Raw genomic sequence first — 18,576 nt, 5'->3', positions numbered from 1 at the left:
TGGGCGGACCAGCCACTGCGAAACCGGACAATCGCGGCCGAACGGCCGCTCCCACGGTGATTGGATCGGGCGTTTGTGGGAGTGGCCGTTCTAGCGCGAAAGAGGCCGTTATTTCAGTTTTTCCAGCATGGCTGCCATGCGGGTACGTACCACTTCAATGGCCTTGTAGGGGCGAATCATCACTTTGAAGTCGACGATCTTTCCGTCCCTATCCCACTGGATCATGTCCACGCCGTTGACGGCGATGCCGTCCAGTTCGACGACAAATTCCAGCACCGAATGCTCGCCGTCATGCACTTCGCGCACATAACGAAAGCTGTCGTTGAGTAGCACGTGCAGTGCCGCCGTCAGGTAGGCCGTGGTCAGTGCCTTGCCGGTTTGCGGGGTATGCACTAGCGGTGAATGGAACACCGCCTGATTGGCAATCAGGTTGCTGAGCGCCTGCGGGTCGCGGGTTTTTACGATCTCATGCCAGGCATCGATATTCGCCATGGGGTATCTCCTTCAGGCCGCCGTCAGTGCGCGGCGTGCTTGGTCGTATTCGTCCGCCAGTCGGGCGATGGCATCGCCGGCGCTCTGGATGGCGTCCACTGCGCCGATGCCCTGGCCGCAGCCCCAGATATCTTTCCAGGCTTTCTTATCGGAATTGCCGCCGGACCCGAAGTTCATGGCCGAAGGGTCGCTTTCCGGCAGGTTGGCCGGGTCCATGCCGGCGTTGACGATGGAGGGCGCCAGGTAGTTGCCGTGTACGCCAGTGAACAGGTTGCTGTAGACGATATCGGAGGCGTTGCTGTCCACGATCATCTGCTTGTAGGCAGCGTCAGCGTTGGCTTCCTGGGTGGCGATGAACAGCGAGCCGATGTAGGCCAGGTCCGCGCCCATGGCTTCAGCGGCCAGCACAGAGGCGCCGCTGGCGATGGAGCCGGACAGGGCCAGCGGGCCGTCGAACCAGCTGCGAATTTCCTGCATCAGGGCGAATGGTGACAGCTGCCCGGCGTGGCCACCGGCGCCGGCGGCGACAGCGATCAGGCCATCGGCGCCTTTTTCGATGGCCTTGTGGGCAAAGCGATTGTTGATCACGTCATGCATCACCATGCCGCCCCAGCCGTGTACTGCCTGGTTCACGTCTTCGCGGGCGCCCAGGGAAGTGATCACCATGGGTACCTTGTACTTTTCACACAGTTCCAGGTCTTTCTCGAGGCGATCATTGGAGCGGTGAACAATCTGGTTGACTGCGAACGGGGCGGAGGGTTGGTCCGGGTGGTCCCGGTCCCAGGCGGCCAGCTCTTCGGTAATGCGGTGCAGCCATTCATCCAGCTGCGACAGCGGGCGGGCGTTCAGGGACGGGAACGAGCCGATGGCGCCGGCCTGGCATTGGGCGATCACCAGGTCCGGGTTGGAAATGATGAACAGCGGTGAGCACATCACCGGCAGGCGCAGGCGGGAGCGAATTTCAGTGGGCAAAGACATGGCGGTGTCCTCATGCTGGGCCCCGGTATTAACGCGGGGCAGGGTCCGGGCCACCGGAAACACGACCCGGCGGAATAAATATACGAAGTAAAATTTACACCGTATATTTATAGAGTCAAGTCTGCCGATGTGGGGATTGAGCGGATTGGTCAGGAATCCAGAGTGGGCGGGGTGACCTGCATGCCGGCGTAGAGGGTGCGCATGATCTTCTCGCGCAGGGTGTCGCCGTCCATGCCGCGCAGGCCGCTGGCCAGTTCCAGCACCACGATGCCATGGAGGGTGGCCCAGAACATATAGCCGATCAGCTGGGCATCGCCCTTGAGCAGGCCAGCCTCAATCATCTCGCGCACATAGCCCACCATGGTTTCCTGGGCACGGCCATTGGCGGCCTGCAGTTCCGGGTAACGGTCTTCGTCGGGCTGGGAAAAGGAGAAAATCAGCTGGTAGGCAGCGGGGTGCGACTTGGCAAACCCCACGTAGGCATCACCCACGGCGCGGCCTTTACTGCGGGCGTCCGGGGCGCTGGCCACGGCGGTTTCCAGTGCGCTGGCGAAGCGGTTGAAGGCGGCGGCGCGGACGGTGGCCAGAATGTCATCCTTGTCGCGGAAATAGCGGTAGGGCGTCATCGGGCTCACCCCCACTTCGCTGGCGATCTGCCGCATGGTCACATTCTGGGGGCCACGTTCGATGAACAGACGAGTAGCCGCCTCGCACACGGATTCACGAAAGTGCGCGATCTCGGCCTCGGTTTTTGCTTTTTTGGCCAACGCAGGGCTCCACGACAAAGGTAACGCGTACAGTGTAAAGCATGTGGTGGTGATCTGCCTGAGGCGTGTCAAACAGGCACGGATATTGAAAGGGAGGGAAGGCCCCCATTAACGCGGGCCTATAGAGAGGTAATTGCGTGCCCTTGCCCCCGAATTTCATGCATGCCCGCGTGGATGCAGTGAGAAACAAGCTCAACGTGCAGGTCTGCAGCCTGTATCAGGCTGATGGTCAGCAGCAGTGCCTGGAGATCGTCGCTACCAGTGGCCTTAATCAGCAAGTGTTGGGAGCCACCCTGACGTACAGCCAGGGGGTGAGAACCTGTTCATGGTCTATACGCAACCGTGTTGCCGCTAAAAATGGTGCCAGGCAAGGCGCGGACCGCAGGGCCTGATGGGTCAAGTTCAAGGTTCGCAACGCAGAATGGCGCCATTTTTAGCGGCAACCCGAAGGGCCGGGCACCTTTTGCCGTCAGTCCGTGATTACTCTTGTTTATGTAGAATGGCTACACGGCACACTCGTAATCACGGGCTGACAACAAAATGAACTCCGGCGCGGCTGCGTATAGATCATGAGCAGGTTCTTCCGGCAAGGTGGCGCGCAGCCGCAGCGCCGTGGCGGCCCGGGATATCCAGGCGCATATGGATTACTTCTATGTGCCCGGTTCCGATGAAGAGCATTTTCGCAGTTATCTGGGCATTCCGCTGGAATACGACGGCGTGCTCTACGGAGTGTTGGTGGTGCAGACCCGGGTAAAGAAAACCTTCTTCCTGAAGGACATCAGAGAGCTGCACAGCGCCGGCCGGGATTTGCTGGATGCGTTGAAATTGAGTTTGCGGCAGGCGGGGTAAAGGCCGCTACGGGCTTCGAGCTATGAGCTGCGAGAAAGTCAAAATCCTGAATATTAAGGTTGCCCGGTTTTTTCTCATTGCTGGCAGCTCGTAGCTGATTTTCTCAGCTCGCCAACCAGCTTAGCGCATCTTTCTGTTCGGCCCATTCGAAGACTTTGACCTCGCCGGGAATCAGCGCGCTGGCCTGCTGGACGGTGTTGCTGATCCAGTCGTGGCTGGTGACCACCGCAATGCGCTTCCAGCTCAGTGGGTGGCGCAAGCCGACCAAGGCGTCCTGCAACATGGCGCCGGCAGAAAATGCGTCGAAAGTCGGGCCGATTTCGTAGAGCACATTAATGTGCTCGTGCTGGCTTAGTGCCCCTTCGATGGCAGGCACCAGCACCTTGCGGTAGTCCTCGGCGGTGAGTTCGCCGTGGGCGCTGACCCCCACGGTGTCTCCGGGCAGATTGTCGATCAGTTCCAACATAAACGCCTCCTGGCATGGGAACGCTCTCGTGGTCTGGTTATCATGCCATGGTTACTGGCCAGGAAGATTTCAAGTGCCCGCTGTACTGATCGTAGAAGATGAACCGCGTATTGCTGAACCGCTGGTGTTTGCGCTGGAGCGTGAGCATTTCGCCGTGACCCATGTGACGCTGGGGCAGGATGCGCTGAATGCCGTGAATGGCCAGCCTTTCGACGTTGTTGTGCTGGATGTGGGGCTGCCGGATATCAATGGCTTTGAGGTGCTCAAGCAGCTGCGCCAGCGCAGCGAATTACCGGTGCTTTTTCTCACCGCTCGTCAGGATGAAGTGGATCGCATTCTGGGGCTGGAGCTGGGTGGTGACGATTATGTCACCAAGCCGTTCAGCCCCCGCGAAGTGGTGGCTCGTATTCGTGCCATTCTCAAACGCATCGTGCCCACGTCACCGGCGCCCGCTCACGCCGTTGACGAATCGCCCTGGCAGGTGGATGAAGCCGGGTTTCGTATTTCTTTTCGTTGCAAACCGCTGACACTGACGCGTTCGGAATACCGCATTCTGGCGGCCATGGTGCAGCGCCCCGGGCAGGTGTTCAGCCGTAGCCACCTGCTGGATATCTGCGATAGCGATGAAGACAGCTTCGAGCGCAGCGTGGATACTCATATCAAGACCCTGCGGGCGAAATTGCGTCCGCTGGGCGGCGATCAGCTTATCGCCACCCGGCGAGGTATCGGTTACGTGCTGGAAATGCCATGAAGCTCGGTCAACGCTTGCTGATCTTTTATTTTCTTATCTTGGGTCTGGTGGGCTGGTTCGTGCTTGATCTGGTATTTGGCCAGGCCAAACCGCTGGTGCGCCAATCGGCGGAAGAAACCCTGGTGGATGCCGCCAATCTGCTGGCGGAAATTGTCGCCAGCGATGCGGCTAACGGGGAAATCGTGATCACGCCGGCACTGCGGGATGCGCTTAACCGTTACGCCGGGCGCACCCCGGATGCGGATATCTGGGGCTTGAAGAAAACGCGCATCCACACTCATGTGTATATCACCGGCCCCACCGGCACGGTGCTATTCGATTCCCGTGGCCGGGATGAGGGCAAGGATTTTTCTCGCTGGAACGATGTACACCTGACCTTGCAGGGCCGCTACGGCGCGCGGACCACCCGCAGCGATCCACAGGATCCATCCACCTCGGTGATGTACGTGGCTGCCCCCATTCGCCATGACGGCAGCCTTATCGGTGTTATCAGCCTGGGTAAACCCGGGCGTGCCATCGAGCCGTTTGTGCAGCGGGCGGAGCGCTATCTCATGGTCTACGGCGGCCTGGCGTTACTGGTGTGCCTGTTGCTGGGTGGGCTGTTGTCCTGGTGGCTTGGCCGCCGGGTGAACCGCCTGCGTCGCTATGCGGAGGCCGTCGCCAACGACCAGCGACCGGCGCCACCGGTGTTCCGTGGCGGTGATGAAATTCGCGACCTGGCGGATGCCGTCACCGCCATGCGTCGACGCCTGGAGGCACGGGCACAGCTGGAAGATAACGTGACACTGCTGACCCATGAAATGAAAAGCCCGTTGGCGGCGATTCGTGGCGCTGGTGAAATTCTGGCAGAGGAAGTGCGCGATCCGGCCCTGCACCGTTTCACGGATAATGTGATACACGAAAGCATCAGGTTGAGTGATCTGCTGGACAGGTTGCTGGCCATGGCGAGGCTGGAAAAACTGGAAAGCCTGCCGCATCGAAAAAGTGCCGTGGCAATTTCCGCTCTGGTGCAGGAATGGCAACACAGCCGCTATTCGCTGCTGGCTGAAAAGCGGCTGGAGGTGGCCGTGAATGAAGGTGCCCTGCTGGCGGAAGCGGAGACCCTTAAGCTGGCGCTGTTCAATCTGCTGGATAACGCCCTGCGTTTTGCCAAAGAGAAAACCACGATCGAGGTGCATGTTGAAGCAGCCTGTCTCATAGTAACCAACACTGGCCCCATGATTCCTGACTATGCGCTTGAACGCATCACCGAGCGTTTCTATTCCCTGCCGGCGCCGGGTCAGGAAAGAAGTTCAGGCCTGGGGCTGGCCATGGTAAGCGAAATCGCCAGTCTGCACGGCGGCAGCCTGCAGGTGGGAAACACCCCGGAAGGCGTTCAGGCCAGGCTAATCCTCCCCGAATAGACCTCTTCCCGCAGGAGCATTGTTGGCGGCGCGATAGAGCGAAAAGCGAGAAGAAAAAAATGGCCCGGGTTTTCGAAACTCGCTTCTCGCAACTCGTCACCACTTTCCCCCACACAATCCCCACAAAACCCTCAAACCGGTTTCGCACACTGTTTTCTCACACTGAGGGCGTCATTTGTGGGAGAGAAGCCATGCGACCCAACCTGTTATTGAAAATGTTCACCATTGCCGGGCTGATGCTGGTGCTGGTCATGCCGCTGTTAATGATCCAGGGAAAGATATCCGACCGCAGTAATGAAGCGATGCACGTCAAACACCAGATTACCCGACAGGTGAGCGGCGAGCAGCAGATCGGTGGGCCACTGATTGTGGTGCCACGAACCCGCAAACAGCTGGTAGAAAAACACGATTGCCGTAGCGGCGAAACCTGTACGGTCATTGAGCGGCGGCAGGTACTGGATAGCCAGATTCCGGACACCCTGAGCATTGATGGCGAGCTGCAAAGTGAAATGCGCTATCGCGGTATTTACGGCGTGCCGGTATACCGAAGCCTGTTGCACATCGAAGCCGTGTTTCCTGCCAACTGGCAGCAAGTGAGCCAGCCGGAACAGGTGGTGTCTTCACAGAAACCGTTGCTGCTAATGCAGATTCAGGACCTGCGCGGGTTGGTTGAGCGTCCGCAAATTTTGGTCAACGATGTGCCGCTGCCCCTGGTGGAAACCGAGCAGTTACCCGATGGCGTGGGAGGCAATGCCGTGGCGGTGGCGCTGCCCGACGATTTGAGCGGCGCCTTTACGGTAAAGGTGCGATTGAATCTGAACGGCACAGAATCACTCGGCGCCTTGCCGTTGGCGAAGGAAACCCGCATGGCGCTGCGCGCCGATTGGCCGCACCCCAGCTTCGAAGGGCTGGTGTTGCCGGTGGAACGTGAGATTACCCATGACGGCTTTACCAGCCAGTGGCGCACCAACAGCCTGGCGGCGGCCAGTGTGATCCATTGTGCCCGCGGCGATGCGGCATGCGGTGATAGCGGTCAGGCATTGCGGGTGCGCTTGGTGCAGCCGGTAACAGGGTTGCTCTCCAGTGAGCGGGCGCTGAAATACAGCTACCTGATTGTGGGGCTCACCTTTGCGGCGTTTTTCCTTTTTGAAGTGCTGCGCCGGTATCCGTTGCACGCCATGCAATACCTGTTGGTGGGGCTGGCGCTGGCCATGTTCTACCTGTTGCTGGTGGCACTCAGTGAGCATATCGACTTTTTGCTGGCCTACCTGGTGGCCGCGTTATCGTGCTGTGCATTGATAGGCATCTACCTGATGGCCGCCATGCGCTCGCTCAAAGCCGGCTGGACCTTTGCCTTGAGCTTGCTACTGGTGCAGGGGTTGATCTACGGCATTCTCATGGCTGAAGACTATGCCCTGTTGCTGGGCGCCCTGCTGCTGTTCGCTGCCCTGGCTGCAGTGATGGTGGTGACTCGCAAGCTGGACTGGTATGCCTTCGCGGTGCCGGGCAAGGCCGCCGCCAAGGTGCAGGCGAATGCCGACAGTGCCCAGCGCGGCAACGCACCGTGAGTGCCGACGGGCTGGGCCATATTGCGACCCTGGTGCGGGCCGCCAAGCGGTTCCCCAGCTATCGACAGCGCTTGCTTGGGCGAGCGTTACGCATCGCCCAGCAAGCACTGGCCTGCAATGCAGAGAATCGCCGGGCGATTCGCTGGCTTGGGGTGATCTGGTGGCAACTGGGTGAGCGGCGTCGGGGCAGGGCACTGCTTTATGCGGCAGAAGTGAAAGTCAGGCGTAGCGTGTATTGAATTAGCGTTGGAGAGGAAGGGGCGTCAGAAAATCCTTTTGATCTTTTCAGGGCGGGGCCGAGGGCCCCGCTGCTTTCAATTTTGTCCTGCCGCTAAATCCGGTTACTTCTCACCCTTCCCGTAAGCCCGCAAAAACATATCTACCACTTGTTCGGCATGGGGCTGCGCTTCACGGCTCGTCATTGGCTTGTTACAGCCAATAATGACACGCATATGCTCACAGCCTTGTAGCAGGCTGAAGAAATTCTCCGCCGCCTGTTTGGGGTTGTCTGCCTGCAATCGCCCTGCGCTATTGCCGTTGCGCACCAGGTTTTCCATGGCGGCGATGGTACGCTGGGGGCCTGCTTCAAAAAACAGCCGTGACATGGCCGGGTCCTGTGTAGCCAGGCTGCTCATCAGTCGCTGTAACTCGATCACTTCGTCGGTATGGATCAATTCGAGAAACGCCAGGCCAATCTTGGTCAGAGTGGCGCGAATAGGCAGGTCTGGCTCCAGTTCGAAGATCGGCATGGGCAGCAGGTTGTGGCATTTCGCCTCAATGGCTGACGAAAATAACGTTTCCTTGTCACTGAAATGGCTATACACCGTGAGTTTGGAAACGCCAGCCTGTTTCGCCACGGCATCCATGCTGGTGCCGACAAAGCCCTGTGACAGGAACAGCGTTTTGGCTGCCTCAAGGATGGCGGTGCGTTTCGCCGGGTCTTTGGGGCGTCCGCGTGGGTTGGGCTGATCTGGAGAGGCAGAGTCGGTCATATTTCAATACTGGACGGTTCAGTTTAATAAAATTACTATACTGGCGAGTATAGCATGCCGGCAAGCCAAGACCGGCACAATCCGCCAACTTACCGGGCGGATCCGTCTAAAGAGGTGGGGTCAATGAGGGAGCCAGTCATGTTTCGTTCTGTATTGCTGTCGAGAGTGCTGTCGGGGCTGATCGTCACGGGAATGGCGGCGGGGGCGTTGGCCCTGCAGGGTTGTTCCGATTCTGAGCCGGAAGACAAGGCACCTGCCCGCCCGGCGCTGGTGGCCCAGCCCTTGTCGGCGGATGCCAGCCAAGATGTGTTTCCCGGGGAAATTCGTGCCCGTTATGAGCCGGAACTGGGTTTTCGTATTGGCGGCAAAATCAGTCAGCGGCTGGTGGATGTGGGGGACCGGGTCAGCGAAGGCACGGTACTTGCCAAACTGGATACCGATGATGTGAGCCTGCGCCTGGATGCGGCTCGGGCGCAAATGGCCTCTGCCCAGGCTGACCACAAGCTGGCCAGCAGCGAACTGGAACGATACCGCGAGCTGATGGAGCGCAATGTGATCAGCCGCTCCCAGTTCGATTCCTTTGAAAGCCGTTATGACGCCAGCGTGGCGCAATTGCGGCAGGCCCGGGCCAATCTGAACGTGGCTCGCAATCAGGCGGACTATGCCTCCTTGAAGGCTCCCCGCGACGGCGTTATCGCCCAGCGTCTGGCGGAGGCCGGCCAGGTCGTTGCTGCCGGGCAGGCAGTGTTTGTGCTGGCGGTCGATGGCGACCGGGAAGTGCGGATCGATCTGCCCGAGCAGGATGTGGGGCGCTTCAAGATCGGCATGCCGGTGGCCATTGAATTGTGGTCGCGTCCCGGCCAGGTATTCGAAGGCAAGATTCGGGAATTGTCGCCTGCGGCGGACCCTCGCTCGCGCACATTTGAAGCCCGTGTGGCGTTCGAGAATATGGATGTCGGGGCGGACCTGGGTCAGTCTGCCCGGGTGTTTGTCAGCGGTGGGGATAATGCCGGGGTACTCAGTATCCCGCTGTCTGCGCTCACCGCCGAGGAGGGAGAAACCTACGTCTGGGTGGTGAATCCGGACGCGCTTACCCTGCATAAAACATCCGTGGAAGTGGGGCCGTACCAGGAGCAGGTGGTACCGGTGCTCAGCGGTCTGCAGCCGCAGGATTGGGTGGTGACCGCCGGCACGCATCTGCTGCGTGAAGGGCAGGCGGTGATCCCGGTGGATCGTCAGAATCGTCAGATCGATTTGCAACAGACTGTCGCGGCGGTACAGCCCGAGCCCGCAGAGGCTGACGCCGCAAGTGCAGAGCCAGGCAGCGATGCCGATGCGGCGCCAAGTCCAGACGCGGATCAATAGGGGAGTATGACCATGTCGTTCAACCTCTCCGAATGGGCGCTGAAGAACCGCACCCTGGTGCTTTACGCCATGATTCTGCTCGGTGCCATGGGGGCAATTTCCTATGCCAACCTGGGCCAGAGTGAAGACCCGCCCTTTACCTTCAAACTGATGACCATCAACACCCTGTGGCCCGGTGCCAGTGCCGAGGAAGTCTCTCGGCAAATCACCGAACGGGTGGAAAAGAAATTGATGGAGACCGGTGACTTTGAACGCATTACCTCCTATTCCCGGCCCGGCCAGTCATTGGTCATGTTCATGGCCCGGGATGAAATGCGCTCCAAGGACATCAAGGATCTCTGGTACCAGGTACGCAAGAAGATTGGCGACATTCGCCACACCCTGCCCCAGGACGTACGTGGCCCCTTCTTTAATGACGAATTTGGCACCACCTTCGGCAACATCTATGCGCTCACCGGCGAGGGTTTTGATTACGCCATCATGAAAGACTACGCCGACCGTTTGCAGTTGGCCCTGCAGCGGGTGGACGACGTGGGCAAGGTGGAGCTGGTCGGTCTGCAGGACGAAAAGATTTGGGTAGAAATTGCCAATACCAAACTGGCCTCTCTGGGCATTCCGTTGGTGACGGTTCAGCAGGCATTGCAGTCGCAGAACGCCGTGGCCGATGCCGGTTTTTTTGAAACGCCGAGCAGCCGCGTACGTCTAAGGGTCTCCGGTGAATTCACCAGCGTGGACGATATCCGTAACTTCCCCATTCAGGTAGAAAACCGCACCCTGCGCCTGGGCGATATCGCCAACGTTTATCGTGGTTTCAGCGATCCGCCGCAGCCGCGCATGCGCTTCATGGGCGAAAATGCCATTGGTATTGCGGTGTCCATGAAAGACGGCGGCGACATTCTCAAGCTGGGTGACAACCTGGACCAGACCTTTGCCAAATTGCAGGAAAGCCTGCCCATTGGTATGGAGCTGAGAAAGGTATCGGATCAGCCGGCGGCGGTGGAAGCCGGGGTGGGAGAATTTGTTCAGGTGCTGATGGAGGCGCTGGCCATCGTGTTGCTGGTGAGTTTCTTCTCACTGGGCTGGCGCACGGGGCTGGTGGTGGCATTTTCCATTCCGCTGGTGTTGGCGATGACCTTTGCCTCGATGAAATATTTCGACATCGGCCTGCACAAGATTTCGCTGGGTGCGCTGGTGTTGGCACTGGGCCTGATGGTGGACGATGCCATTATCGCCGTGGAAATGATGGCGATAAAAATGGAGCAGGGTTTCAGCCGTATCAAGGCTGCCGGCTTTGCCTGGACCAGTACGGCCTTCCCCATGCTCACCGGCACCTTGATTACCGCTGCAGGCTTTCTGCCCATTGCCACTGCAGAATCAAGCACCGGGGAATATACCCGCTCCATCTTTCAGGTGGTCACCATTGCCTTGTTGGCATCCTGGGTGGCGGCGGTGGTGTTCGTTCCGTATTTGGGTGAAAAGTTGCTGCCCAGTCTGGCACGCCGTGATGCCAGTGGGGATGTGCACGATCCTTACCAGAAGCCGTTCTATCGTCGTTTCCGTGGCTGGGTAGAGTGGTGTGTGCGCTACCGGAAAACGGTCATCGGGCTGACCGTGGGCATCTTCGTGTTCTCGCTTTTTCTATTCCGTTTTGTGCCTCAGCAATTCTTCCCGGCGTCCGGCCGGCTTGAGTTGATGGTGGATATGAAGCTGGAAGAAGGCGCATCGCTGACGGCGACCCAGGAAAAGGCTCTGCGCCTGGAAGCCATGCTTGGCGAAAACGACATGATCGAAAATTACGTGGGCTATATGGGCAGCGGCTCGCCCCGTTTTTATCTGTCGCTGGATCAGAAATTACCGGCCGCCAGTGTCGCCCAGTTTGTGGTGCTCACCCGGAATGTGGAAGAACGCGAACAGGTGCGTAGCTGGTTGATGGAGATCCTGGAGCGGGAATTCCCGGCCGTGCGTACCCGCGTATCACGACTGGAGAATGGTCCGCCTGTGGGCTATCCGATTCAGCTGCGTGTGTCCGGTGAGCATATTTCCCAGGTGCGGGAGTTGGCTCGCCGGGTGGCCGAGAAAGTGCGTGATAACGAGCACACCGCCAACGTGCATCTCGATTGGGAAGAGCCCAGCAAGGTGGTGCGTCTGGTGGTGGATCAGGACCGGGCGCGCGCCATGGGGATTACCACGTCGGACTTGTCCACGGCGCTGCAGGCGTCCCTTTCCGGGGTCGCGGTGAGCCAGTACCGCGAAGACAATGAGCTGATCAACGTGGAAGTGCGAGGCGATCGCCACGAGCGTCATGCTCTGGGCTTGCTGGGCAACCTTGCCGTGCAGACGGACAGTGGACGCAGCGTGCCACTGAATCAGGTGGCGACACTGGAATCCGGTTTCGAGGAGGGCATCATCTGGCATCGTGATCGTTTGCCAACGGTGACGGTGCTGGCGGACGTGAAAGACGGCGCTCTGCCCGCCACGTTGATGCAGCAAATCATGCCGACGCTCTCCCAGGTGCAGGCGGACCTGCCGCCGGGTTACCTGCTGCAGGTGGGTGGCACGGTGGAAGAATCGGCCCGGGGCCAGAAATCGGTCAACGCAGGGATGCCACTGTTCATTCTGGTGGTGATTACCTTGCTGATGCTGCAACTGCGCAGTTTCCCGTTGTCGGTGATGGTCTTTATCACGGCGCCGCTGGGGCTGATCGGGGTGACCTTCTTCCTGCTGTTGTTCCAGAAACCATTCGGGTTTGTCGCCATGCTGGGCACGATCGCACTGGCCGGCATGATTATGCGTAACGCGGTGATTCTGGTTGACCAGATTGGTCAGGACATGGATCAGGGGCTCACTGCCTGGGATGCGATTATTGAATCCACAGTCCGCCGGTTCCGGCCCATTGCGTTGACCGCGCTAACCGCTGTTCTGGCAATGATTCCGTTATCGCGCAGTGTCTTTTTTGGCCCCATGGCAGTGGCGATCATGGGTGGTCTGATTGTGGCCACCGCGCTGACCCTGCTGTTCCTGCCCGCGCTGTACGCGGCCTGGTTCCGGGTGAAAGAAGAGCATGCCGATACAGCATAACGAACGCTGACTCTGTTGCCGGACAGTTTCCGGTTTTCCCCTTGCCCTGGCACTTGCCGGGGCTTTTTTTGGGTTTATCACGCAATTGCGACAAAACGGACCTGATTGTTTGCGGCGTGTGGCGATGGATCTTCGGTCGGTGAAGCACTATCGGGGGGCAATGGCTCGGACGGTAATCGTTAATGCGGGGCTGTGTTGCTGGTGCTCGGCACGTAAACAACGCAGGGTATACTCGCCGGGTTTGTCGAAACGCCAGGGCAGTTGCACACGGGTGCCGGGTTCGCTCAGGCGGGTGTTGGGGTAGTCCTTGCGCAGGTCCGGCATCAGCCGGTGGATCAGGCTCTGGTCGCGCAGGGCCGTATCATCGACCAGGGCAAGCAAATGCCACTCCGGGCTGGCATTATCCAGGGTCAGTAACACGGCCTGTCCCTGAGTAAAGCTCAGTGAGTGCGGCGCCCAGTGATCCGTGAGCACCGCCGTTTGTGGTGCCAGATTGCCGGGCTCGCGCAGTGCCGTGCCAGCGGCCATGGGGATTTCATCCGGCAGGATGCCGTGGGCGTTGCCTGGCGGTGAGAGCACGAATAAGTTGATGAGCAGCAACAGGCTCAATGCTCGCGGACGTTGGGGCATGGGTTACCGCGTTGGTAGTGGAAGAAAAAGGAGCAACACATTGAACGGCAGAATACTCGCACTGGTACTGGTTTGCCTATGGGGGCTGGTTTCAACGGCGCAGGCCGCACCGTTAACGGTGGCGGTGAAAGCGTCGCCGCCTTTCAGTTATCAGCAAGGAGATCGCTGGGACGGCATCAGCGTGGAACTGTGGGAGAAGGTGGCGGAAAAGGCCGGCTTTGAGTATCGCCTGCGGCCTTATGGGTCAGTGATGGAAATGCTGGCGGCGGTGGAGCAGGGCCAGGCGGATGTGGCCATCGGCGCTGTGAGTGTGACCGCCGACCGTGAGCGGCGACTGGATTTCACCCAGCCCATGTTTCGGGCGGGCCTGGGGATTGCCACCCGCAATGAAGCGGGTGGTTGGGTGGCGACACTGCGCAACCTGTTCAGCTGGAAGTTTATGTCAGCCGTGCTGGCGCTGGTGTTGGTGCTGTTGCTGGTGGGGTTGCTGATCTGGTTGCTGGAGCGGCGCAAGAATCCAGAGCAGTTCGGCGGCTCTGCCAGCCAGGGTATCGGTAGCGGCTTTTGGTGGTCGGCGGTGACCATGACCACGGTGGGGTACGGCGACAAGGCGCCGGTGAGTGCCGGCGGCCGGGTTGTGGGCTTGATCTGGATGTTTGTCAGCATCATCACCATTTCCGGTTTCACTGCCGCCATTGCCTCCAGTGTGACGCTGAATGAGCTGCAGTCGCGTATCAATGGCGCGGCCGATTTGCCCCGGGTAAAAGTGGCGGCGGTGGACGGCACCAGCGGTGCCCATTGGCTGGCGGGTCAGGGTACAAACTTTGTGCCTTACCCGAATAACCAGCAGGCACTGCGCGCGGTGATGATTGGCGAGGTAGATGCCCTGGTCTCCGATGCGCCTGTGATGCGCTATATGTTGCGCGAGCGTGGCACCACCAATGCGTTGGTGTTGCCATCGCTGGTTCGCGAAGAAAGTTATGCCTTTGCCATGGCTAATGGTAGCCCGCTGCGTGAGCGGCTGGATCAGGCCATGCTGGAAATTCTCCCGACCCAGGAGTGGCGCACAGTGTTGAATCGCTATCTGGGCGCGGAAGAATAACGGTGGGTTTTGGTTGGGGGGTTGATTGAATGGGAGATTGCGTTCGCTGGTGTCGGGTTACGCCGCTTTATTGTAAACGCTGTGCTTCGTGTAGGTCGGATTAGCCGCGTAGCGGCGTAATCCGACATCCTGGCGCCTGGGCGTTTATCTAACTGTCGCTCCCGGCAAACAACGCCGCCAGGCTCTCCAGTTCTTCTTCCAGATTCCAGTGCATTTCCCGCGCGGTCACATGCAAAAGCACTAACGCATTGATCGGCGCATCGGACTCACCGCGCTGGCGCAGCCTCCCGGTAAAACAACGGTTCAGTTCATTGAGTGCATCGTAGCGCGCATTCAGGCCGTCCAGGGAAATGGTCTGTTCCGGTTGTTGGCGGTTGCGGATATAGCGTTGCAACAGGTACAGGCTGGCGGTGCGCACCAGGGTTTCGGTGTCGCTGCTCAGCGGCAGGTGAAAGCTGGCCATGGGGCGCAGGAAGCGCGTATGCGGGCAGTCACTCAGTGCGCAGATCAGGCCGAACAGGGAGCTGAGAGCCCGCTGCAGGGTGGTGTCCTGATGGTAGTTGCGTTGCCATGTTTGTACGTCCAGCGTCACCGGCTGAAATGAATCCCCCAGGGCGCAATCGGGTAACAGATAGGCCAGGTTGCGGGCGACGGGGCAGTAGCGGTGCTCGCGTGGGTCCAGTGGGCAGTGGCTGCACTGGTGGTAGCTCAGTTCTGCCCAGTCCGGTGGGGTAAAGGTATCGGGGATAGCGATGGTGCCGTGTTGCTCAACCAGCGTAATCGGGATGCGTTGCTGCGCCCCGGCGGGTGTGGTGAGGGTGTAAACGAAATCAGGCTGCATCGGCCCGGTCGGTCTGCTTCAGCGGCAGCCGGATGGTAAAGGTGGTGCCGGCGCCAAGTTGGCTTTCCACGGTCATGGTGCCGCCGTGGTGCTGGATGATGTCGTGGGAAATAGACAGCCCAAGTCCGGTGCCCTGGCCGATCGGTTTGGTTGTATAGAAGGGTTCGAAAATCTGTTTGAGAGTATCTTCAGCAATGCCGGGGCCGTCGTCGGTAATAGTCAGGGTGCACCATTGTTCATCGCAGTGGCCGGCAATAGTGATATTGCCTTTCCCTTCGATGGCCTGAGCGGCGTTGACGAACACATTCATGAAAACCTGCGACAGCTGGCTTTCCGAGCCGTTAATCAACGGCATGGAATCCGGCAGTGAGTGGCTCACGGTAATGCGGTTTTTCAGTTCATGCTTTGCCAGGTTCAAAGACATTGCCATACAGGTGGCGATATCCGTTGGCGAAAAGGCTTCCGGCTGATTGTGGGAAAAGTGTTTCAGGTCGCGAATGATTTTCTTGATCCGTTCGATGCCTTCGTCGGTTTCGTCCATCAAGGCGGGGTAGTCCGCCATCATGAAGGTCAGCTTGCGGGCATCCACATTCAGGTTGGTTTCTGCGTCAAGAAATTGCTGAAATTTTTCTTCGCTAATGCGTTTTTGTAGCCCCTGAATAATCCCCGCCATGGTGCCAAGATAGTCCCGGCTGCGGTTCAGGTTGGATGACACAAAGGCAATCGGGTTATTGATCTCGTGGGCGATGCCCGCAGAAATGGTGCCCAGTGATGCCATTTTTTCAGAGTGCAGCAGTAGTGACTCCACCTGGTCGAGCTTCTGGTTCTTGTCTTTGACTTCCTGCATCAGCTGGTTGTTTTCGGTCTTGATGCTGGTGATGTCCGTGCCGAAATAAATATAGCCATCGTCTTCATCGGAAATGTAGGAAAGCGGGAACAGGAACATGTTCATCCAGTAACGGCTGCCGTCCGCATGGCGGTTGCAAACCTCCCCGTTCCACACCCCGGATAGCGCCTGGTCGCACTGCATCACCGGCAGTGAGTCATCGTCGGGGTGATTGAAACTTTCGTTCTGGCCAATCAGGCGGGAAAAGGAGTGACCGCTGAGGGCGAGAAATTTGCCGTTGGCAAAGGTAATGGTGCCGTGGCGGTCGGTGGTGAGTACGCAGTACTCGTCGATGATGCGCGCCAGCGGGCCGAGCAGGGCCTTGTTGAGTTTGTATTCGTCCGCATTCACTTCAATAAGGTGCATCTTGCGGCCAAACCGGTTATCCGTCAGTGACGAGAATTCCGCCAGCTTGGCTTCAACATTGATGGACGTGCGATAGGTTTTGTACAGAAAGAAAATAATGATCAGCAGAATCACGGTGGAACACACCAGGAATAACCCCTGGGCCTCCATGCCAAAGCCGATCTCCGTTTTGTCCAGCAAGCTATTCATGCGCCGCGCCGTTAGTTGTTGTTTGTCGGGCTGAAAGGGCTAGCCCTCGTAACCCATGCTGCGCAGGGTCTCGCGTTGTTCCCGCACGGTTTCCGCCAGAATACGGTTTTCCAGCAGAATATCGCGGAACTTCAGGCCTTCGCGGATATTGTCCAGCAGCTGTTCGTCGTCCCAGGGTTTGGGGATAAAGCGGAAGGCGCCGGCTTTGTTAATGGCGGACATGACCGTTTCGATGTCGATCACCCCGGTCAGTACAATGCGAATGGTATCGGGCTGCAGATCGCGCAATTCCTGCAGTAGCTCCAGGCCATTCATCTCCGGCATCATATAGTCGGTGATCACTGCATCGAACACGGTGGTGCGTGCCCGGCGCAGGGCTTCGTGGGGGTTCTGGTAGGTTTCCACCTCCCAGTCGGTGTAGGTGTTGATGGTGCGTTTCAAGGCTTTGAGGATGTATTCCTCGTCGTCCACGACCATGATCTGATACATGCTGAATCCCTCACTCACGGCGTGCTACTACGCTGGCGTCCTGCCGGCGACTGCATGCGTTCAACAACGTTGCGCTCCCCCTGACGGGCCAGGGGGGTACCCGGTTTTACAATACGCCCCGCTCTAGGGGCTGACAATTGACGCCGCAGGCCAGAGGGGGCCGGTCATGCAGCCCGTTTTGCCGTTTGTCTGTGAGGGGGAAATAATCGGGAAAAAGCGTCTTCACGAGGTCGCGGGGAAAAATGCCAGGTGGGTCGACTGGCCAATGATAACCCCGTGAGTGGTGCTCCAGTGCTGCGGGAACAAAGATAATCGATCTGAAAGCCGTCTTCCGTGCGGCATTATTTCCACGGGTTCACGCACGCCTGTGGCACGGCAGGTGTTCGGTTTTCAGCGTCTGGCCTCGGGCATCAAGCATCAGGTGACTACGGTCTGAATAATGGCCTTGGTGACCGACCCGGTGGCGATCAGTCGCTCCTGTTGTTGTGCGTTTAGCGCATAGGCTTCCGCCCGCATGGCCGCGAGCGTGCGGCCCAGCCGATCCACATGGGCACGAATAATGATCTGCTCTCCCTGGCTGGCGGCGCGCAGCACGCTGCTGTGGGTTTCGATGGTCACCGCGTGCTGGTCCGATGGCAGTTTGGAGATGGCCGCAAAAAAGCAGGCCACATCCATCAAGGCATAAACGATACCGCCGTGCAGCGCGCCCTCGGGGTTGGTGGTGAAGTCGTTCACCGGAAAGCGGACTTCGCTGCGGCCATCCTCAGCGCTGATCAGTTCCAGCTCACAGGCCCGATGTAGCGGGTGGGCGAGCACGTCGTCTTTGACCTGATCGATGTGGCTCATGGTTCCTCCTGTCATAATCGTTTTTATGGCGCCGTCACTATACGGCGTCTACCGGAAAAACGGGATGGCAGGCTGTTCCGCCCGGTTCCGGGGAACTGTCAGCCTTGACGGCGGTCCATGGGTATCGCAAGGTTGCGTCTTCCCTGATTAGCGGGCATCCCATGAAAGCACTGGTCTACACATTGCTGCTTATCATCAGTACTCATGTACTGGTGCTGGATGCTGTGCACCATGAGCATGATGACCGGGTGTCCATGGAGCAGGTCCAACAGGACCTGGCCAGTGCCGATGTACTGGACAAGGGTGGCGACCATTGCTGCCAATGTCATGGCTTTATGGCCTCCACCGATAGCGAACCGTTGCGCCTGGCCCCTCCCTCTGCGGGTCAAATGGCGTTACGCCCCTTCTTGCCGGATGCCCCGGCCGATAATCCTTTCCGTCCTCCGATAGCCTGATCGTTTCTTCGTTTTTCCGACTTTGCTGCCCCGTCCACCGGTGAATGTGCGCCGTAAGCGTGG

At 58.9% G+C, this 18,576-nt stretch carries 19 protein-coding genes; 9 read left to right on the top strand and 10 right to left on the bottom strand.

Annotated features, from left to right (window positions below):
* Positions 1 to 108 precede the first annotated feature (108 nt).
* The 3 genes from COA55_RS04685 to COA55_RS04675 form a co-directional block, all read right to left on the bottom strand.
* On the bottom strand, positions 109 to 492 hold the full coding sequence (locus COA55_RS04685; RefSeq protein WP_290500834.1) for a nuclear transport factor 2 family protein: 384 nt from the start codon (positions 490 to 492) through the stop codon (positions 109 to 111).
* A gap of 12 nt (positions 493 to 504) precedes the next feature.
* Positions 505 to 1,470 carry a nitronate monooxygenase family protein gene (locus COA55_RS04680; protein ID WP_290500833.1) on the bottom strand — a complete coding sequence of 322 codons (966 nt, stop codon included), beginning with the start codon at positions 1,468 to 1,470 and terminating at the stop codon, positions 505 to 507.
* Between the two features lie 149 nt (positions 1,471 to 1,619).
* The gene (locus tag COA55_RS04675; protein WP_290500832.1) at positions 1,620 to 2,237 is read right to left on the bottom strand and encodes a TetR/AcrR family transcriptional regulator; all 618 of its coding nucleotides are present in this window, start codon (positions 2,235 to 2,237) and stop codon (positions 1,620 to 1,622) included.
* A 591-nt stretch (positions 2,238 to 2,828) separates the two neighbouring features.
* Here COA55_RS04675 and COA55_RS04670 point away from each other — a divergent pair.
* A complete protein-coding gene (locus COA55_RS04670; RefSeq protein ID WP_063520944.1) occupies positions 2,829 to 3,086 on the top strand; it encodes a hypothetical protein in 258 nt (85 codons plus the stop codon).
* Positions 3,087 to 3,189: 103 nt separating this feature from the next.
* Here the strand turns inward: COA55_RS04670 and COA55_RS04665 are convergent, their stop codons facing one another.
* Entirely contained in the window at positions 3,190 to 3,552 is a 363-nt protein-coding gene (locus tag COA55_RS04665) for an STAS/SEC14 domain-containing protein (RefSeq protein WP_290500831.1), read from the bottom strand.
* A 73-nt stretch (positions 3,553 to 3,625) separates the two neighbouring features.
* Between COA55_RS04665 and creB the strand changes: the two genes are divergently transcribed.
* The 4 genes from creB (at position 3,626) to COA55_RS04645 (ending at position 7,513) form a co-directional block, all read left to right on the top strand.
* Complete coding sequence (creB, locus tag COA55_RS04660) at positions 3,626 to 4,303, top strand: two-component system response regulator CreB (protein WP_290500830.1); 678 nt, start codon at positions 3,626 to 3,628, stop codon at positions 4,301 to 4,303.
* The gene (gene creC, locus COA55_RS04655) at positions 4,300 to 5,706 is read left to right on the top strand and encodes a two-component system sensor histidine kinase CreC (RefSeq protein ID WP_290500829.1); all 1,407 of its coding nucleotides are present in this window, start codon (positions 4,300 to 4,302) and stop codon (positions 5,704 to 5,706) included. Before creB ends, creC begins: the two co-directional genes overlap by 4 nt.
* A gap of 191 nt (positions 5,707 to 5,897) precedes the next feature.
* Entirely contained in the window at positions 5,898 to 7,274 is a 1,377-nt protein-coding gene (gene creD, locus COA55_RS04650) for a cell envelope integrity protein CreD (protein WP_290500828.1), read from the top strand.
* The gene (locus COA55_RS04645; protein WP_290500827.1) at positions 7,271 to 7,513 is read left to right on the top strand and encodes a hypothetical protein; all 243 of its coding nucleotides are present in this window, start codon (positions 7,271 to 7,273) and stop codon (positions 7,511 to 7,513) included. Before creD ends, COA55_RS04645 begins: the two co-directional genes overlap by 4 nt.
* 102 nt (positions 7,514 to 7,615) lie before the next feature.
* On the opposite strand, the gene COA55_RS04640 is transcribed toward COA55_RS04645, so the two are convergent.
* Positions 7,616 to 8,266 (bottom strand): TetR/AcrR family transcriptional regulator, encoded by a 651-nt coding sequence (locus tag COA55_RS04640; RefSeq protein WP_063519400.1) that lies wholly within the window; start codon positions 8,264 to 8,266, stop codon positions 7,616 to 7,618.
* Positions 8,267 to 8,404: 138 nt separating this feature from the next.
* On the opposite strand from COA55_RS04640, the gene COA55_RS04635 reads away from it, so the two are divergent.
* Positions 8,405 to 9,631: an efflux RND transporter periplasmic adaptor subunit gene (locus tag COA55_RS04635; protein WP_290500826.1), complete on the top strand. Its 1,227-nt coding sequence runs from the start codon at positions 8,405 to 8,407 to the stop codon at positions 9,629 to 9,631.
* A gap of 12 nt (positions 9,632 to 9,643) precedes the next feature.
* Positions 9,644 to 12,709 carry an efflux RND transporter permease subunit gene (locus tag COA55_RS04630; RefSeq protein WP_290500825.1) on the top strand — a complete coding sequence of 1,022 codons (3,066 nt, stop codon included), beginning with the start codon at positions 9,644 to 9,646 and terminating at the stop codon, positions 12,707 to 12,709.
* A 147-nt stretch (positions 12,710 to 12,856) separates the two neighbouring features.
* On the opposite strand, the gene COA55_RS04625 is transcribed toward COA55_RS04630, so the two are convergent.
* A complete protein-coding gene (locus COA55_RS04625) occupies positions 12,857 to 13,339 on the bottom strand; it encodes a hypothetical protein (protein WP_290500824.1) in 483 nt (160 codons plus the stop codon).
* A 40-nt stretch (positions 13,340 to 13,379) separates the two neighbouring features.
* Here COA55_RS04625 and COA55_RS04620 point away from each other — a divergent pair, with 40 nt between their 5' ends.
* Positions 13,380 to 14,441, top strand: coding sequence for a transporter substrate-binding domain-containing protein (locus COA55_RS04620; protein WP_290500823.1), 1,062 nt, complete (start codon positions 13,380 to 13,382; stop codon positions 14,439 to 14,441).
* A 148-nt stretch (positions 14,442 to 14,589) separates the two neighbouring features.
* On the opposite strand, the gene COA55_RS04615 is transcribed toward COA55_RS04620, so the two are convergent.
* The 4 genes from COA55_RS04615 to COA55_RS04600 form a co-directional block, all read right to left on the bottom strand.
* A complete protein-coding gene (locus COA55_RS04615; protein WP_290500822.1) occupies positions 14,590 to 15,282 on the bottom strand; it encodes a hypothetical protein in 693 nt (230 codons plus the stop codon).
* Positions 15,272 to 16,723 carry an ATP-binding protein gene (locus COA55_RS04610; RefSeq protein ID WP_290500821.1) on the bottom strand — a complete coding sequence of 484 codons (1,452 nt, stop codon included), beginning with the start codon at positions 16,721 to 16,723 and terminating at the stop codon, positions 15,272 to 15,274. The genes COA55_RS04615 and COA55_RS04610 overlap by 11 nt, the downstream gene beginning before the upstream one ends.
* Before the next feature lie 39 nt (positions 16,724 to 16,762).
* A complete protein-coding gene (locus COA55_RS04605) occupies positions 16,763 to 17,212 on the bottom strand; it encodes a response regulator (RefSeq protein WP_046961721.1) in 450 nt (149 codons plus the stop codon).
* Positions 17,213 to 17,629: 417 nt separating this feature from the next.
* Entirely contained in the window at positions 17,630 to 18,058 is a 429-nt protein-coding gene (locus COA55_RS04600; RefSeq protein WP_290500820.1) for a PaaI family thioesterase, read from the bottom strand.
* A gap of 161 nt (positions 18,059 to 18,219) precedes the next feature.
* On the opposite strand from COA55_RS04600, the gene COA55_RS04595 reads away from it, so the two are divergent.
* Positions 18,220 to 18,513: a hypothetical protein gene (locus COA55_RS04595; RefSeq protein WP_290500819.1), complete on the top strand. Its 294-nt coding sequence runs from the start codon at positions 18,220 to 18,222 to the stop codon at positions 18,511 to 18,513.
* Positions 18,514 to 18,576: the final 63 nt, after the last annotated feature.

Origin of the sequence: Alcanivorax sp., from assembly GCF_002733835.1 — a bacterium.
Lineage (GTDB): Bacteria > Pseudomonadota > Gammaproteobacteria > Pseudomonadales > Alcanivoracaceae > Alcanivorax.
This window is presented reverse-complemented; position numbering and strand designations above follow the sequence as displayed.

Bases quoted from the DNA above. Each gene is read 5' to 3' on its own strand.
- COA55_RS04610 (WP_290500821.1), bottom strand. From the start codon at position 16,723: ATGAATAGCTTGCTGGACAAAACGGAGATCGGCTTTGGCATGGAGGCC.
- COA55_RS04600 (WP_290500820.1), bottom strand. From the start codon at position 18,058: ATGAGCCACATCGATCAGGTCAAAGACGACGTGCTCGCCCACCCGCTA.
- COA55_RS04685 (WP_290500834.1), bottom strand. From the start codon at position 492: ATGGCGAATATCGATGCCTGGCATGAGATCGTAAAAACCCGCGACCCG.
- COA55_RS04635 (WP_290500826.1), top strand. From the start codon at position 8,405: ATGTTTCGTTCTGTATTGCTGTCGAGAGTGCTGTCGGGGCTGATCGTC.
- COA55_RS04625 (WP_290500824.1), bottom strand. From the start codon at position 13,339: ATGCCCCAACGTCCGCGAGCATTGAGCCTGTTGCTGCTCATCAACTTA.
- COA55_RS04605 (WP_046961721.1), bottom strand. From the start codon at position 17,212: ATGTATCAGATCATGGTCGTGGACGACGAGGAATACATCCTCAAAGCC.
- creC (WP_290500829.1), top strand. From the start codon at position 4,300: ATGAAGCTCGGTCAACGCTTGCTGATCTTTTATTTTCTTATCTTGGGT.
- creD (WP_290500828.1), top strand. From the start codon at position 5,898: ATGCGACCCAACCTGTTATTGAAAATGTTCACCATTGCCGGGCTGATG.
- COA55_RS04615 (WP_290500822.1), bottom strand. From the start codon at position 15,282: ATGCAGCCTGATTTCGTTTACACCCTCACCACACCCGCCGGGGCGCAG.
- COA55_RS04680 (WP_290500833.1), bottom strand. From the start codon at position 1,470: ATGTCTTTGCCCACTGAAATTCGCTCCCGCCTGCGCCTGCCGGTGATG.
- COA55_RS04595 (WP_290500819.1), top strand. From the start codon at position 18,220: ATGAAAGCACTGGTCTACACATTGCTGCTTATCATCAGTACTCATGTA.
- COA55_RS04630 (WP_290500825.1), top strand. From the start codon at position 9,644: ATGTCGTTCAACCTCTCCGAATGGGCGCTGAAGAACCGCACCCTGGTG.
- COA55_RS04665 (WP_290500831.1), bottom strand. From the start codon at position 3,552: ATGTTGGAACTGATCGACAATCTGCCCGGAGACACCGTGGGGGTCAGC.
- COA55_RS04640 (WP_063519400.1), bottom strand. From the start codon at position 8,266: ATGACCGACTCTGCCTCTCCAGATCAGCCCAACCCACGCGGACGCCCC.